The 16,567-nt window shown below is 48.9% G+C and carries 8 protein-coding genes; 6 read left to right on the top strand and 2 right to left on the bottom strand.

From position 1 onward, the window contains the following. Positions 1-6: 6 nt before the first annotated feature. Positions 7-3,015, bottom strand: coding sequence for a SusC/RagA family TonB-linked outer membrane protein (locus tag FDF36_RS06585; RefSeq protein WP_220390783.1), 3,009 nt, complete (start codon positions 3,013-3,015; stop codon positions 7-9). Positions 3,016-3,505: 490 nt separating this feature from the next. On the opposite strand from FDF36_RS06585, the gene FDF36_RS06590 reads away from it, so the two are divergent. Together FDF36_RS06590 and FDF36_RS06595 are read left to right on the top strand one after the other, a co-directional pair. Next, complete coding sequence (locus tag FDF36_RS06590) at positions 3,506-4,516, top strand: LacI family DNA-binding transcriptional regulator (protein WP_220390784.1); 1,011 nt, start codon at positions 3,506-3,508, stop codon at positions 4,514-4,516. A gap of 142 nt (positions 4,517-4,658) precedes the next feature. Next, positions 4,659-5,975, top strand: coding sequence for an SLC45 family MFS transporter (locus FDF36_RS06595; RefSeq protein WP_220390785.1), 1,317 nt, complete (start codon positions 4,659-4,661; stop codon positions 5,973-5,975). Between the two features lie 167 nt (positions 5,976-6,142). On the opposite strand, the gene FDF36_RS06600 is transcribed toward FDF36_RS06595, so the two are convergent. Continuing rightward, on the bottom strand, positions 6,143-8,011 hold the full coding sequence (locus FDF36_RS06600; protein ID WP_259281383.1) for a GLUG motif-containing protein: 1,869 nt from the start codon (positions 8,009-8,011) through the stop codon (positions 6,143-6,145). Positions 8,012-8,241: 230 nt separating this feature from the next. Here FDF36_RS06600 and FDF36_RS06605 point away from each other — a divergent pair, with 230 nt between their 5' ends. The 4 genes from FDF36_RS06605 (at position 8,242) to FDF36_RS06620 (ending at position 16,400) form a co-directional block, all read left to right on the top strand. Next, positions 8,242-10,557, top strand: a complete 2,316-nt coding sequence (locus FDF36_RS06605; RefSeq protein WP_220390891.1) for a family 65 glycosyl hydrolase domain-containing protein — start codon at positions 8,242-8,244, stop codon at positions 10,555-10,557. 312 nt (positions 10,558-10,869) lie between these two features. Beyond that, on the top strand, positions 10,870-11,922 hold the full coding sequence (locus tag FDF36_RS06610) for an efflux RND transporter periplasmic adaptor subunit (protein WP_220390786.1): 1,053 nt from the start codon (positions 10,870-10,872) through the stop codon (positions 11,920-11,922). 141 nt (positions 11,923-12,063) lie between these two features. Then, positions 12,064-15,099, top strand: coding sequence for an efflux RND transporter permease subunit (locus tag FDF36_RS06615; RefSeq protein ID WP_220390787.1), 3,036 nt, complete (start codon positions 12,064-12,066; stop codon positions 15,097-15,099). Positions 15,100-15,125: 26 nt separating this feature from the next. Beyond that, positions 15,126-16,400 (top strand): TolC family protein, encoded by a 1,275-nt coding sequence (locus tag FDF36_RS06620; RefSeq protein WP_220390788.1) that lies wholly within the window; start codon positions 15,126-15,128, stop codon positions 16,398-16,400. The last annotated feature ends 167 nt before the right edge of the window (positions 16,401-16,567 follow it).

The following is a 16,567-nucleotide window of genomic DNA, read 5'->3' on the forward strand; positions in this document are numbered from 1 at the left end:
ACAGATTTAAAAATTGAGATTAAGGCCAATCATGAATACACGGGGGCGAGGATAGATGTTGTTATCGATTCCTTCACCACTGATTTCCGGATCCAGTCCCTTGTACTTAGTGATGACAAACGGATTCTGTACCGTAGCATATACGCGTGCACTCTGTTTATCATTGAAGAGCTTGTTGAACGTATATCCTAAAGAGATGTTGTCCATACGCACGAACGAAGCATTCTGAACGTAATAGCTCGAACGGTATTGAGCGTTCTTGAAGTCGGTGCTGCGGGCAGAGGTCAGACGGTTCTTCAGGAATCCGGTCTGGTCATACATATTGGCACCTTCGTATGCTTCACGGTTGGACTGTACGTTGTTGTAAACATAGTTACCAAAGCTGCCGCGCAAAGCAAATGAAAAGTCCCAGTTTTTATAAGAAAGTTGTGAGGTCAGCCCCATGAACACGTCGGGAGCAGCTTTCTTGAAGCAGATCAGGTCGGCGTCGTTAATCTGGTTATCGCCATTCTGGTCTACATAAGCACCTTCGATAGGTTTACCGTCGGGACCGTAAATCTGCTCGAACACGTAGAAGGAGTTGAATGCCTCGCCTACCCGGTGGATCAGGGCGTTGTATCCTGTACCACCGTCGATACCGCCATGGATGACACCGGCATAGTTGGGGTCGTCGTTGAAGGTCATCTTGGTGATCTTGTTCTTATTGTAAGAGATGTTGTAGCCGATGTTCCAGTTCCAGTCTTTGGTTGAAACGGCATGGGCATTGATGCTGAATTCAAAACCCTTGTTCTCCAATGTACCTACATTGGTCAGCAGTTGATTGCTGAAGTTGGTTCCGGCAGGAGCCGTAACGGTGTTCAGCAAGTCCTTCGTTTTACGGAAGTAATAGTCGATTGTACCCGTGATGCGTCCATTCAGGAAACCATAATCGATACCTACGTTCCAGGTAGTGGTTTCTTCCCACTTCAGGTTCTGATCGTAAGGTTGCGGAGCAATCAGAGAGTATTCGGTGTCACCGAAATAATAGTTGGCACCTGCCTTGGAGTACATATAGCGGGCCATATACGGATAGTCTCCGTTACCCAGGTTCTGCTGTCCGGTCACACCATAGCCCAAACGCAGCTTCAGGTCCGAGATAGCGTTCACATTCTTCAGGAATGACTCCTCGTTCAGTTTCCACGCCAGTGCTACGGACGGGAACAATCCCCAGCGGTTGTCCGGGCTGAAACGTGAAGAACCATCATTACGCAGGGTAAATGTCACCAGATAACGGTTCAACAATGTATAGTTGAGACGCCCGAAGAAAGAAACCAGATAGCTTTCGCTCGCATAATCATCTCCTCTCTTATAAAATTCTTCCCCAGTCTTCTCTGCATAAGCAGCCGAATAAGGATAAGAGTTGGTAGTCGAATTATAGAAATGTTGCCAGGAGTAACCTGCCATGACATCGATGTAATTAACTCCGAACGTATTGGCATAGTTCAGGTAGAAATCAAGTAAAGTATTGCGTTTCAACTGTGTATAATGACTGTTTTCACCAAAACCGCTTTTGAAGTTACCTGTACAGTAACTCAACGGTGAATTGTCGGCGATAATCACGTCACCCTTACTCTTCGATACGTCATAACCTAAATTCAGGTTAGCGCGCAGTTCGGGCAAGAAGTGGAATTTATAATCGATCTGCGCGTTGCCGATACTGCGGTAAACGGTCGATTTATCATCTTTCTCTTCAAGCATGGCAACAGGGTTGGCCAGACCGATATCAATCGGAGAAATCTTGTCTCCCTCCTGCTTCATATACATAAAGTATCCGTTTCCGTAAGGGTTGCCTTCCATATAGACAGGCTGTGTGGGGTCATACTGGGTAGCCAGACCGATAGCTGCACGGTCGGCAAAACGGTTCTTGTTGTACACTCCCTTCACATTCAGCTGGATGTTGAGCTTCTTGTCGAAGAAGTTGGGGTTCAGGTTAATGGCACCTGTCAGACGTTGCATGTTCGAAGTCTTCAGGATACCGTTTTCGTTTGTATACGCCACAGACACACGATAAGGCATATGCGGAACGGCTCCGGACACACTTACATTATGGTCGGTGCTGAAAGCCGTACGGAATATTTCGTCTTGCCAATCGGTAGAAGTTTTGCCCAAAGCATTGGCCTGAAGACTATTCTCGCCAAACTTCTCGATCACGAAATTACGGAAATCGTCTGCCTTCATCACATCGACCGTATTCGACTTCGTACTGATAGAGAACGTGCCGCTGTAGTCCACCTTCACGCGTCCCGACTGTCCCTTCTTGGTGGTAATGATGATAACACCATTGGAGGCACGCGAACCGTAAATAGCAGTAGCAGAGGCATCTTTCAGAATCGTAAACGTCTCGATGTCATTGGGGTGGACGGTAGAGAGCGGATTGCCCATACCTTTGATTTCGGTATTATCGACAGGCACTCCGTCAATAACGATCAGCGGATCGTTGCTGGCCGACATGGACGAACCTCCGCGCACACGGATCGTAGCCCCGGCTCCCGGAGCGCCGCCGTCGGTAATCACGCTGACACCTGCGGCCTTACCCACCAACAGGTCGGAAGCCGAAGTAGCCATACCTTTTACCATCTTGTCCGCATCGATTGCCATCACCGAACCGGTCACGTCATTCTTCTTCACGGTACCATAACCGATCACCACCGCTTCCTGAAGCATCACCGCATCATCTTGGAGGGTCACCGCCACACTGGGAGCAGCTTTCACTTCAACCGGCTTGTAACCGATGAAAGAAATCACAAGGGTAGAATGTTGAGGAACACTCAGAACAAAGTTTCCGTTCAGATCGGTAATCGTACCGATAGAAGAATTATCCTTCACAACCACATTTGCGCCGATTACGGGTTCACCCGTTGAATCTTTCACATGTCCCTTGACAGAGACTTGCTGTGCATAAGCGCTCAATGACAAGAATAGCCCAAACAACAGGGGCAGAATCATACGACAGATTCTAAGATTAACTTGCTTCATGCATTTAAAAATTAAAGTTAACAATATAAATATTAATATGATTTCTAAACTTTACATAGAGAATGAACGACTCCATTCCTGTTCTTGATTACGTAGCAAAAATAGTATATTAAGCGACAGCCACTTATTTAATGTCCGACAAATCCGCTCCCGCAACTACGCAAACGATTGCACCGTAAAAGCGGGGTTATAGCACATTGTCACCGAACTTTTTAGCCTCCTTTACACTATTTTTGTATCATATTAAACAAATCCGTAAATACATTGGTTTTGTTTTTATATAAAATCATTTACCTTTGGGTGAAAAACGAATCGAGTTCACCACAGAGGGACACAGAGTTTCACAGAGGTTAATCAGCTGCGCTCTATTTGTTTTCAGACAAAAGAACAGATAAACAAATAAAGGATAGTATGTCCTTTGGTTCTTATGTCTAAAAAAAAACTCTGTGCCCTCTGTGTCCTCTGTGGTGAATTTCAAAACCAATCAACCATGAATAAACCGCAAATCACAATCAAAGACATCGCCCGCGAACTGGGAGTCTCCCCCTCCACCGTATCGAGGGCCTTGAAGGACAATCCCGACATCAGCCAGGAAACAAGGGACGCTATACATAAGTACGCGCGCGAACATAATTATAAGCCTAATGTATTGGCACTGAACCTGCGAACGAGCCGTTCCAACACCATCGGGGTCATCATTCCACAACTCGTGCACCACTTTTTTTCGTGTGTGCTGAGCGGCATCGAGGAGACGGCGGCAAAAGCCGGATACAACATCCTGGTGGCACAGAGCAACGAAGAGTATGAACGGGAAGTGAAAATCGTCCACTCTTTTCTCGCGGCACGGGTTTGCGGGGTCATCACTTCCCTGGCCAAAGACACCTCTCGATACGACCATTACCAGGAGTTGCTGGACAATAATATCCCCATCGTGTTTTACGACCGTATCTGTACCGGAATCAATACCGAACGGGTGGTGGTGGACGATTACGCGGGCTCGTTTGCGGCGGTGGAGTATATGATACAGACCGGATGCAAACGCATCTTTTTTTACAGCGCCGCCCCTCACCTCGAAATCTCCAAGAACCGGCGGAACGGTTATCTGGATGCCATGAAGAAGTACCGGATTCCGGTAGACCAGAGTATGATCAAGCTGTGTGATACCCGCGAAAAAGCAATTGCCATTACTCCCGCCCTGCTGGAAGGCCCCGACCGTCCGGACGGTTTCTTTGCCATCAACGACGAAACGGCATCGGGCATCCTCTATTCCTGCAAACTGGTGGGACGGAAAGTGCCGGACGAAGTGTCCATCTGCGGGTTCACAGACGGAGCCATTGCCCAAAGCACAGACCCGAAACTGACCACGGTAGAGCAGCACGGCGAGGAGGTAGGCAAAAGTGCCATCAGGCTGCTGATAGAAAAACTGGAGGGAAACGATGAAGGAAAAAGCAGCAACAAAATCGTGCGGACCAACCTGGTGGTACGAGGAACAACGAAATAAACCGGGTTCACCACAGAGGACACGGAGGACACAGAGTTTTAATCTCTTGTTTGTCGGATTATTTTAAGAGAAAATCTTCTCTGTGCCCTCTGTGTCCTCCGTGGTGAATCCATTTCTAACGAAATCATTTATCATAAATATCATGAAAGTAAAACCTGACTTAAGTTTTTGGAAGCTGTGGAACATCAGCTTTGGTTTTTTCGGCGTACAGATTGCATACGCACTGCAAAGCGCCAACATCAGCCGCATATTTGCTACATTAGGCGCCGATCCGCACAGTCTGAGCTATTTCTGGATACTCCCTCCGTTAGCGGGAATCATCGTACAGCCCATCATCGGTTCGGCAAGCGACAAAACCTGGACACGCTTCGGGCGGCGCATCCCTTACCTTTTTGTAGGTTCGCTGATCGCGGTGCTCGTGATGTGCCTGCTGCCCAATGCAGGCAGTTTCGGCATGGCAGTGGGCACGGCGATGACCTTCGGACTGGTGTCGCTGATGTTCCTCGATACTTCGATCAACATGGCCATGCAGCCTTTCAAAATGCTGGTGGGCGACATGGTAAACGAGAAACAGAAGGGACTGGCCTACTCCATCCAGAGCTTCCTATGCAATGCCGGCAGCCTGGTAGGTTATCTGTTCCCGTTCATCTTCACGTTTATCGGCATCAGCAATACGGCGGGCAAGGGGACGGTACCCGATTCGGTGATTTACTCGTTCTACATCGGTGCCGCCATCCTGATCCTGTGCGTCATCTACACCACGGTAAAAGTGAAAGAGATGCCCCCGAAAGAGTTTGAAGAATTCCACGGTATCACAGCCGACGAAAAGAAAGAGAAAACCGACTTCATCTCTCTGCTGAAGCATGCCCCGAAAGTATTCTGGACGGTAGGCCTGGTACAGTTCTTCTGCTGGGCGGCCTTCATGTACATGTGGACGTATACCAACGGTGCCATCGCAGCCACCGTATGGGACACCACCGACGTGCAGAGCGCAGGCTATCAGGAAGCGGGCAACTGGGTAGGTGTCCTGTTTGCCGTACAGGCCATCGGCTCGGTCATCTGGGCAGTGGTGCTCCCCCTGTTCAAGGCACGCAAGCAGGCCTATGCACTGAGCCTCGTGCTGGGTGGCGCCGGATTTATATCCACCCTCTTCTTCCACAACGAATACCTGCTGTTTGCCTCCTACCTGCTGATCGGATGCGCCTGGGCAGCCATGCTCGCCCTGCCGTTCACCATCCTGACCAATTCTGTTTCGGGCAAGAACATGGGTGCTTACCTGGGATTGTTCAACGGGACAATCTGCGTTCCGCAAATTGTAGCGGCACTCGTCGGCGGAGGCATCCTCCACCTTGTCGGCGGACATCAGGTGAACATGCTGGTATTGGCGGGCGTACTGCTGATCGTGGGAGCCGTTTGCGTCTATTTCATCAAAGAGACGGTGGTGCATCACGAAAAGTAAGCCGGAGAGAGGAGTGTGTGTCGAAATCCACCACAGAGGACACAGAGTAACACAGAGGCGATTTAAAGTTGTTGATTATTAATAAAAAGACTCTGTGATACTCTGTGTTACTCCGTGGTGAAAAGGGTTCTGACACATCCCCTCTTCCGGTCACTCAACCTCGCCTGTCACTCCATAAAGATGATCTTACCGTTCGCGTCATACTGATAAGGATACCTCTCTGCCGCCCGGTTCATATCACTGACCTTATCGGTAACAGGACCCGCGATAATTTCCACATCGGTCAGCGTCAAATCGGTTTCATCAGACCCGGTCCCAAATCCATAAGTTCCTTTATTGCAAGTGGTATAGCACCCGGTCATTCGGGCTGCTCCATCGTAGAGGTCATATCGCCCGAACAGTCCGCCTACATTATCACCATAGCTGCCGGTCGTGCCGACGGTTCCCGTAGCGTAACAAGCCTGTATAGATTGCGTAGATTGCTGCTGTGAAGCGCCGATAAGTCCGCCCAAACAATTCTCCCGATTATTGGTAGCGGACGACACGTCCCCCGTGGCGTAACACAGCACAATGCTTTGTATAGCGCCATTCATGCCATTGAGCCCTATCAACCCTCCCAGGTTAACTCTGCCGTTTCCATCGGAAGTAACCGTTCCGGTAGCATAACAGGCCATAATCGTCTGCGCGCTAAAATTACCGGAGTTCCCCCCTATCAACCCACCGGCATAGGATCCTCGCACACCGGTCAGAATTACATTGCCCGTGGCAGAACAGTCCGTAATGGTACCGACTTGCTGGGCCATACCTATCAATCCGCCCACAGCATCTTCGGCAGTCACAGCGCAGGCAGCCTTGCTATGAAGAACGGTGCCTGCATTGACTTCGCCTATCAGTCCGCCTACATCATTCTGTCCGATAATTTCTCCGCCAAGCACCGTGCAAGATTCTATGTCACTGTTTTCCGTCACTCCTATCAGGCCGCCGATCTTCCAACAGTTCTCACCATTCACTTCTATATCCGTCACCTGACAACCGGTAACCGTACTGCTCCGGGCTGCTCCGATCAGTCCGCCTATATACCCCCTTTGAAGCACCTCGAATTTCGGAGATTCAATCCGGATATTCTTTATCTCCGCCGACACAGCATAGCCCACTAAACCATAGTAACCAAAGACATCCGCTTTTTCTATTTTCAGGTTCGACACCGTATGATCCTGTCCGTCCAGCACACCGCTGAAGCCGGCCGAACCGTCTTCCCCTCCGACAGGCGTCCAGCGGGTCCCGTTCAGGTCGATGTCCGCTTCAAGCCTGAAATGCCTGCCGCTGTACGCATCGCCCCGGTTCACACTGTAGGCCAGCCCCATCAGGTCCGCTTTGTTCCTGATCCGGTAGGGTTTGGCTGCCGTACCGTCATTTTCGGCGTTCTTCGTCAGGCTCAGTACATAGAAGGTGTTGTGTCCCGCATTGTCCGTAGCCATCAGCGTCACGTCATTCTTTCCGGTGATGGCGGTGGCGTCGATCTTCCTGTTTGTCTCGTCAACAGTCACAAGCCATCCGTCATTGGTTTGCCTGAACAGCGATACACGCACTTTACCGGCATCTCCCTTTATTTGATAGGTGATTCCGTCCATCTCGTCCATGGCGATGGCCCGGCTCAGGTTTATGGGAGTGGTCCCCGAAAAGAAATCCAGTCCCAGCGCGATATACTTAGGGATGCGCAAAGTGGGGTTGTCCGTCAGATCGTCCGGAGTGTTATCAGACAGAATGAACACGACGTAGTCCGGGTCCGAATTGTCCATGCCCGCAAAAACAGCGTCTTTTCCATCGGTTCCGTTGGTTCCGTCAACCCCGTCAGTTCCATTAGTTCCGTTATCGCCGGATACTTTCGTCCATGTCCCGCCGCCATCTACCGAAAGATACACAGCGTCCGCCTTGTACCCGTCCCCCAATTCCGACCCGGTTTTCAAAGTCGGGGAAATTGCCTTATCACCTTCATCACCGGTGGTACGTATCTTGTCTCCATTGGCATCCGTCATCCAGGCGTGACTACTGCCATACTCGGAACATTGAGAATCAACGCAATGAATCCTTAAAAAGTGTCAGAATTTATCACAAAGTAACACAAAACGCATTTCAAGTCATTGATAATCGACATAAATACTCTGTGTCTTCCACGATAAAAAAAGACTTTTGACACACAATGATTGTACATCAAAGTTTTTTTTGTATCTTGGGTGCCGATCTAAAAAACACAATCTCAATGACCATGAAAAAATTCCTCAAGGTAGACGAATGGAACATCATAGAAGAAGGTTTCCACGCTGACAACCTTCGCGCTTCGGAAAGTATATTCAGTCTCGGTAATGGACGTTTCGGACAGCGGGGCAATTTTGAAGAATCCTACAGCAGCGACTCCCTGAAGGGGTCTTACGTGGCAGGAATCACTTTTCTGGACCGCACCCGTGTGGGATGGTGGAAAAACGGTTACCCGAGATTCTTTTCACGCATACCAAACACTCCGGACTGGAGTGGCATTTATGTGCGACTGATCGACGAGGAGCTGGATTTGGCACATTGGGATGTGGAAAGCTATGAACGCAGACTGGACATGAAGGCGGGAATCTCATACCGTGACTTCCGAGTGACATCACCCAAAGGCAGTACATTGGAAGTCCACGTAGAGCACATCAACAGCATAGACAACCAAAACCTGTGTCTGATAAAGTACAGTGTGACATCTGTGAATTATGAAGGCAAGATCTCGCTGGTACCTTATCTAAACGGTGACGTGAAGCACGAAAGCGCCAATTTTGATGAAAAGATGTGGAACATCCTACGCGCCGAAACTACCAACGAATACGCTTACCTTTGGACACAGACCCGGCGGGAAGATTCACAAATCTGCTGCGCACTGACGTATCAGTTTTTCAGGAACAGCAAACAAATAAGCGTCAGCCCCATCAAGATAGAAAAAGAAAAACTGACTGGATTCAGTGCCGGAGCAGACGTGAAGCCCGGCGAGAAGGTGACTCTTATCAAGTATACCGCCATCGTGTCGTCACTGCAATGTGACCGACAGGAGTTGGTAGAGCGTGCAGTGAACGAAGCCAAAGCAGCCAAGGAGCACGGCTGGGAATCACTGACGGTAGCCCACAAGGAACGGTGGGCAAAAATCTGGGAAGAGACGGATGTAGAGATCAAAGGAGATCCGGAAGCACAACAGGGCATACGGTTCAATATCTTCCAACTAAACCAAAGTTATCAGGGGGATGATGTGCGGCTGAATATCGGTCCGAAAGGATTCACAGGAGAAAAATACGGCGGCAACACGCAATGGAACACAGAATTGTGCTGTGTACCCTACTTCTTATTGTCCACCCCGAGAGAAGTGTGCCGCAAGCTATTGCTTTACCGCTACAACCAGTTACCCAAAGCCATCGAAAACGCACGTAAACTGGGATTTACCAACGGAGCGGCACTCTATCCGATGGTAACCATCCACGGTGAAGAATGTCACAATGAATGGGAAATCACTTTCGAAGAGATACACCGCAACAACATCATAGTATATGCCATCATGCAGTATGCCAAGGTGACAGGCAACAAAGAGTATATTGCCCGCTACGGACTGGAAGTGATGATTGCCATCTGCCGGTTTTGGAGTCAGCGAGTGTCCTACTCGCAGGCACGGCAGAAATATGTCCTGCTGGGAGTGACAGGACCTAATGAATACGAAAACAACGTCAATAACAACTGGTACACTAACTTCTCCTGCGTGCAATGCCTGCAAAGCACCATAGACAGTATTGAGATGGTGGCTCACGAATTTCCGGATGAGTATGCACGGGTGCGCCGTGTCACCAATTTCAATTATGCCGAAGAGACTTCGCGCTGGCAGAAAATCATTGATGAAATGTATCTCTCCTGGGATGAACAACGGGGGATCTTTGTACAGGATGACGGCTATCCGGACAAAGAACTGACCACGGTGGACGACATCCCGGCAAACGAACGACCAATCAACCAATGGTGGTCATGGGACCGTATCCTGCGCTCGTGCTACATCAAGCAGAGCGACGTGCTGTTAGGACTATTCCTATATTACGAAAACTTTGACCGTGAAACAATTCTCCGCAACTTCCGATTCTACGAACCTCGTACTGTACACGAATCGTCCCTGTCACCTTTTGTTCACGCCATTCTGGCCGCCTGGATAGGAGACACGGAGGAAGCTTACCGCCTCTTCCTGCATGCTACACGCTTGGATCTGGACGACTATAATAATGAAGTACACCAAGGGCTACACATCACAAGCATGGCGGGAAGTTGGCAGGTTATTGTACGCGGATTTGCAGGAATGAAAATACTGGACGGACAGCTCGACTTCACCCCCATCATCCCCCAAGCATGGGACAGCTATACATTCAAAGTAAATTTCCGTGGATGCACCCTGCAGATGAAAGTAGAAAAACAGGTGATAAAAATCTCTCTTTTAGAAGGATATGAGTTGAACATCCGTATCTCCGAAGTTGTTTATAACCTGAAAAAGGGTAAAGATTTGACTGTACCGAGGCAGAAATAAACGATCAACGGTTTTCAACGATGAACGAGGGCTCACCACAGAGGACACAGAGTCTCACAGAGTTTTTAATCTCTTTCACCACAGATTACACAGGTCTGTTAAGTACAGATTATTAATCAACTTAATTTCTGCTCTGTGTTACTCTGTGTCCTCTGTGGTAAGTTTCCGTTCATCGTTACCAAGTCTCGCCACACCCGCCTCAGGTTGTTAATAATATTAAATTATCAAACCGGAAAACTGTTTATAGTTTTTCAGTTTCATATCTTTGCCCCCTCAAAATGAGACTAAACAGACTCTTAATCAATGGGAAATATGAGAAAAAACTATGGATGTATCCTTGCAGCCCTCATTCTACTGACGGCTTGTGGACAAAAGAAAGAAGACAGTGTGACAACAGTACGCCCCGTAAAGACAGCCAGGGTAGAGTCCCGGTCGGAAATCAGAAAAGACTTCTCGGGCATTGTAGAAGCTGTAGATTATGTGAAACTGGCTTTTCGCGTGAGCGGACAGATCATTAATCTCCCGGTAGTAGAAGGACAACGGGTCAAAAAAGGACAACTGATTGCGGCTATCGATCCGCGCGACCTTGCCTTGCAGTATGTAGCAGACAAATCGGCTTACGAAACTGCTGCTGCCCAAGTGGAACGTAACAAACGATTATTGGCACGGCAAGCTATCTCAGTACAGGAATATGAAATCAGTGTATCGACTTTTCAACAGAAGAAATCGGCCTACGAACTTTCGAGCAATAATATGCGAGATACCAAGTTGACAGCTCCCTTCGATGGTTCGATCGAGAAGCGGTTGGTAGAGAACTATCAACGCGTGAACTCGGGAGAAGGTATTGTACAGCTGGTGAACACCAAAAAACTACGTATCAAATTCACTATCCCTGACGCTTACCTTTACCTGCTCCGCTCCAAAGACCAGCGTTTCCGTGTAGAATTCGACACCTACCGCGGACACATCTTCAACGCCAAACTGGAGGAGTATCTCGACATATCGACAGATGGTACCGGTATCCCGGTGACCATCACGATTGATGATCCGGCTTTCGACCATGCTCTGTACGAAGTTAAACCGGGCTTTACGTGCAGCATCCGCTTCTCGGCCGATGTAGGTCCGTTTCTGGAAGAGACCATGACGGTAGTGCCTCTGAGTGCTGTATTCGGTGAAAGCGAAGGTAATAAAACCTATGTTTGGGTATTGAACGGAAATCAAGTGAACCGTCGTGAGGTGACCGTTTACTCTCCTATGGGAGATGCACAGGCTTTCATCTCAAAAGGATTGAAAGCAGGGGAAACGGTAATAATAGCCGGCGTAACACAACTGGTAGAAGGTGAAACGGTAAAGGAACTGAAATAAAAGTACCCCTTCACTCAATAGAAATGAATACGATTCACCACGGAGGACACAGAGAAGATTTTCTCTTAAAATAATCCTATAAACAAGAGATTAAAACTCTGTGTCCTCCGTGGTGAATCAAACTCAAAACCATATACAATCATGAATTTAGCCAAATATTCATTAGACAATACCAAAGTAATCTACTTCTTTCTAGCCGTATTGCTAATCGGAGGAGTCTTCTCCTTCAGCAGTCTGGGAAAGAAAGAGGATGCTCCTTTTGTCATCAAATCGGCCGTCATCATGACGCGCTATCCGGGTGCCGAGCCTGCCGAAGTGGAACGGCTGATCACCGAACCCATCTCCCGCGAAATACAAAGCATGAGCGGAGTATACAAAATCAAGTCCGAATCCATGTACGGCATTTCCAAAATCACGTTCGAACTGCTCCCGTCACTACCCGCATCTTCCATTCCTCAGAAATGGGACGAACTGCGGCGCAAAGTTCTCAACATACAGCCACAGTTGCCCAACGGCTCTTCGGTACCGACAGTATCGGACGACTTCGGCGATGTGTTCGGAATCTATTATGGCCTGACGGCTGATGACGGATTCAGCTATGAAGAGATGAGAGACTGGGCCGAACGTATCAAAACACAGGTAGTCACTGCCGACGGAGTAATGAAAGTCGCACTCTTCGGCACACAGACCGAAGTGGTAAACATCTTTATCTCCGTGAACAAGCTGGCGGGTATGGGCATCGATCCCAAACAACTGGCCGGCCTGTTGCAATCGCAAAACCAGATTATTAACACCGGAGAGATTACAGCCGGCGAACAACAGCTGCGCGTGGTGGCCAACGGCATGTATACCACAGTGGACGACATCCGGAACCAGATCATCACTACCCGGGCCGGACAGGTAAAACTGGGAGACATCGCTGTGATAGAGAAAGGATACATGGACCCGCCGGGCACCATCATGCGTGTCAATGGCAAACGCGCCATCGGTATCGGTGTATCGACCGACCCGCAACGGGACGTGGTGCTGACGGGAGAAATGGTAGACAAGAAACTGGCCGAACTCCTCCCCCTGATGCCCGTGGGACTGAATCTGGAGAGTCTTTATCTCGAAAACGTCATAGCCAAAGAGGCCAATAATGGGTTTATAATCAACCTAATAGAATCTATACTGATCGTTATTGTCATCATCATGCTGGTGATGGGAATGCGCGCCGGAGTATTGATCGGCACTTCGCTGGTTTTTTCCATCGGAGGTACACTACTTATCATGTCATTCATGGGGGTAGGACTCAACCGAACGTCACTTGCGGGATTTATCATTGCCATGGGTATGCTGGTAGACAATGCCATCGTGGTGACGGACAACGCCCAAATAGCCATTGCTCGCGGTGTGGACCGTCGGAAAGCATTGATTGACGGAGCCACCGGCCCGCAATGGGGACTGCTGGGTGCCACATTTATTGCCATCTGTTCGTTCCTGCCACTATATCTGGCACCTTCGTCCGTAGCCGAAATCGTGAAGCCGCTCTTTGTCGTACTGGCCATTTCACTGGGGTTAAGTTGGGTACTGGCGCTGACACAAACCACCGTATTCGGAAACTTTATCCTCAAGGCCAAAGCCAAAAATGCAGGCAAAGATCCATACGACAAACCGTTCTATCACAAATTCGAAAAGATACTGAGTGTCCTGATCCGGCGGAAAATCGTGACACTGGGATCGATGATCGTACTCTTTATCATCTCTTTGGTAGTAATGGGAATGATGCCGCAAAACTTCTTCCCATCACTGGACAAGCCTTACTTCCGTGCCGACGTGTTCTATCCGGATGGATATGGAGTAAACGATGTGGCCCGGGAAATGAAAAAAGTAGAAGCTCACTTGCTGAAACTGCCGGAAGTAAAGAAAGTATCAATCACTTTCGGAAGCACTCCGCTGCGTTACTATCTGGCATCGACCTCAGTCGGTCCGAAACCGAATTTCGCCAACGTGCTGGTAGAGCTGAACGACAGCAAGTATACCAAAGAGTATGAAGAACAGTTCGACGGTTACATGAAAGCCAACTTTCCGAATGCCATCACCCGTACCAGCCTATTCAAGTTGTCGCCGGCTGTGGATGCAGCCATCGAGATCGGCTTCATCGGTCCCAATGTGGATACACTGGTGGCACTGACCAACCAAGCATTGGAAATCATGCACTGCAATCCTGACCTTATTAATATACGCAACTCTTGGGGAAATAAAATTCCTATCTGGAAACCAATATACAGTCCGGAACGGGCACAGCCACTGGGAGTATCCCGTCAAGGCATGGCACAAAGCATCCAAATCGGGACGAACGGTATGACATTGGGCGAGTTCCGCGAAGGAGACCAGGTACTGCCTATTTTGCTGAAAGGCAATAGCGTAGCAGACTCCTTCCGCATTAACGACCTGCGTACGTTACCTGTATTCGGTAATGGCCCCGAAACCACCAGCTTGGAACAGGTAGTGTCGGAATTCGATTTCCGATATCGCTTCTCAAACGTGAAAGACTATAACCGGCAGTTGGTGATGATGGCGCAATGTGACCCGCGACGGGGAGTGAACGCCATTGCGGCTTTCAACCAGATATGGTCTCAGGTACAGAAGGATATCAAGATTCCGGAAGGCTATACTTTGAAATATTTTGGTGAACAGGAGAGTCAAGTGGAATCGAACGAAGCTTTGGCAAAAAATCTGCCACTAACCTTCTTCCTGATGTTTACCACCTTGTTGTTGTTATTCAAGACCTATCGCAAGCCGACAGTAATCTTGCTGATGCTGCCGCTGATATTCATCGGTATCGTATTGGGATTGTTACTGCTGGGCAAGTCATTCGACTTCTTCGCTATTCTCGGTTTATTGGGACTGATCGGTATGAATATCAAAAACGCGATTGTGCTGGTGGATCAGATCGATATCGAAAATCAATCGGGACTCGATCCGCGTAAAGCTGTGATCAAAGCAACGATAAGCCGTATCGTACCGGTAGCCATGGCTTCGGGTACGACAATCTTAGGTATGCTCCCGTTGCTGTTCGATGCCATGTTTGGCGGAATGGCGGCTACCATCATGGGCGGACTGCTTGTGGCTTCGGCACTGACACTGTTTGTGCTTCCGGTAGCTTATTGCGCCATCCACAGGATTAAGGGATAAAGAAATGAACTAAAATTTAAAAGTATATGATGAAGAATAAACTTATACTTCTGTTTGCATTGGGACTCTGCACACAAGTGCAGGCTCAAGTCCCGCATCTGAGCCGTGAGACATACCGTGAGCGTGTGGAGGCCTACAGCCAGGTGTTGAAACAGCAGCATCTGAAATCAATGGCAAGCACGGACGCACGGAAAATAGCCTTTACAGGATTCCTGCCCAAAGTGGACATCTCCGCCGAGGGAACACTGAACCTGAAAGAGATGGACTCCTGGGACGGACCGGCCGGACAATACCGCAACCACACTTATCAAGGGGTATTCGTCGTGTCGCAGCCACTCTATACAGGCGGCGCCCTGCAAGCCCAGAACCGTATAGCCCAAGCTGACGAAAAACTCGATCAGCTGAGCGAAGAGCTGACACGCGACCAGATTCACTATCAGAGTGACGCCTTTTATTGGAACGCCTCTTCAGCCCGTGCCATGCTCGACGCTTCGGCACAATATCAGGAAATCGTAGAGAAACAATATGAAATCATTCAGGACCGTTTTAAAGACGGCGCTATCAGCCGCACCGACCTGCTGATGATTTCGACACGCCGTAAGGAAGCCGAACTTCAATACATCAGCGCACGCCAGAATTATACACTGGCTCTACAGAAACTCAATATCCTGATGGGAGAAGAACCCAACGCTCCCGTAGACAGCCTTTGCTCCATCGGTGTCGTGTGTCCGCCTGTCACCTTGCTCCCACTGGACGACGTGCTGCAACGCCGTGCCGATTTTGCCAGCACAGAAGTCAACATCCAGAAAAGCGAAGCCCAACGCAAGGCAGCCCTGAGCCAGTACAATCCGCAAGTAAGCATGTACGTCACCGGCGGATGGGCCACCGCTTCTCCCAACATGGGATATGACGTGAAGTTTACCCCCATCGTAGGCATGAGCGTAAATATCCCCGTGCTACGCTGGGGAGCCAGGTTCAAGACCAACCGGCAACAGAAAGCCTACACGGGTATACAGAAGTTGCAGCAAAGCTACGTAGTAGACCAGATCAACCAGGAACTGGCTGCCGCACTGACCAAGCTGCAGGAAACGGAAGAGCAGGTGAAGACAGCCAAAGAAAATAAAGAGCTGGCAGAAGAAAACCTGGACCTGATCACCTTCTCCTACAACGAAGGAAAAGCAAATATGGTCGACGTACTCTCGGCACAACTTTCGTGGACACAGGCACATACCAGCCTGATTAATGCTTACCTGGCAGAGAAAATGGCAGTGGCAGAATACAGAAAGGTTATCAGCGAATAAACGAAAGCTCTATTTTATACAGACAGAGGCTCTATTCCAGGTGAATAGAGCCTCTGTTTCGTATATACGCAGCCTCTATTCCGCCAAAAGTTGACTATTCCAACCATAAGCACACATAGAAAATCAACATTTTATATAAAAATCAGACATAAAGTAACACAATATAC

This window comes from Bacteroides fragilis, assembly GCF_019583405.1.
Classification (GTDB): domain Bacteria; phylum Bacteroidota; class Bacteroidia; order Bacteroidales; family Bacteroidaceae; genus Bacteroides; species Bacteroides fragilis_B.

Excerpts from the sequence above, each read along its gene's own strand:
- FDF36_RS06585 (WP_220390783.1), bottom strand. The coding sequence starts at position 3,015 with ATGAAGCAAGTTAATCTTAGAATCTGTCGTATGATTCTGCCCCTGTTG.
- FDF36_RS06590 (WP_220390784.1), top strand. The coding sequence starts at position 3,506 with ATGAATAAACCGCAAATCACAATCAAAGACATCGCCCGCGAACTGGGA.
- FDF36_RS06595 (WP_220390785.1), top strand. The coding sequence starts at position 4,659 with ATGAAAGTAAAACCTGACTTAAGTTTTTGGAAGCTGTGGAACATCAGC.
- FDF36_RS06600 (WP_259281383.1), bottom strand. The coding sequence starts at position 8,011 with ATGACGGATGCCAATGGAGACAAGATACGTACCACCGGTGATGAAGGT.
- FDF36_RS06605 (WP_220390891.1), top strand. The coding sequence starts at position 8,242 with ATGAAAAAATTCCTCAAGGTAGACGAATGGAACATCATAGAAGAAGGT.
- FDF36_RS06610 (WP_220390786.1), top strand. The coding sequence starts at position 10,870 with ATGAGAAAAAACTATGGATGTATCCTTGCAGCCCTCATTCTACTGACG.
- FDF36_RS06615 (WP_220390787.1), top strand. The coding sequence starts at position 12,064 with ATGAATTTAGCCAAATATTCATTAGACAATACCAAAGTAATCTACTTC.
- FDF36_RS06620 (WP_220390788.1), top strand. The coding sequence starts at position 15,126 with ATGATGAAGAATAAACTTATACTTCTGTTTGCATTGGGACTCTGCACA.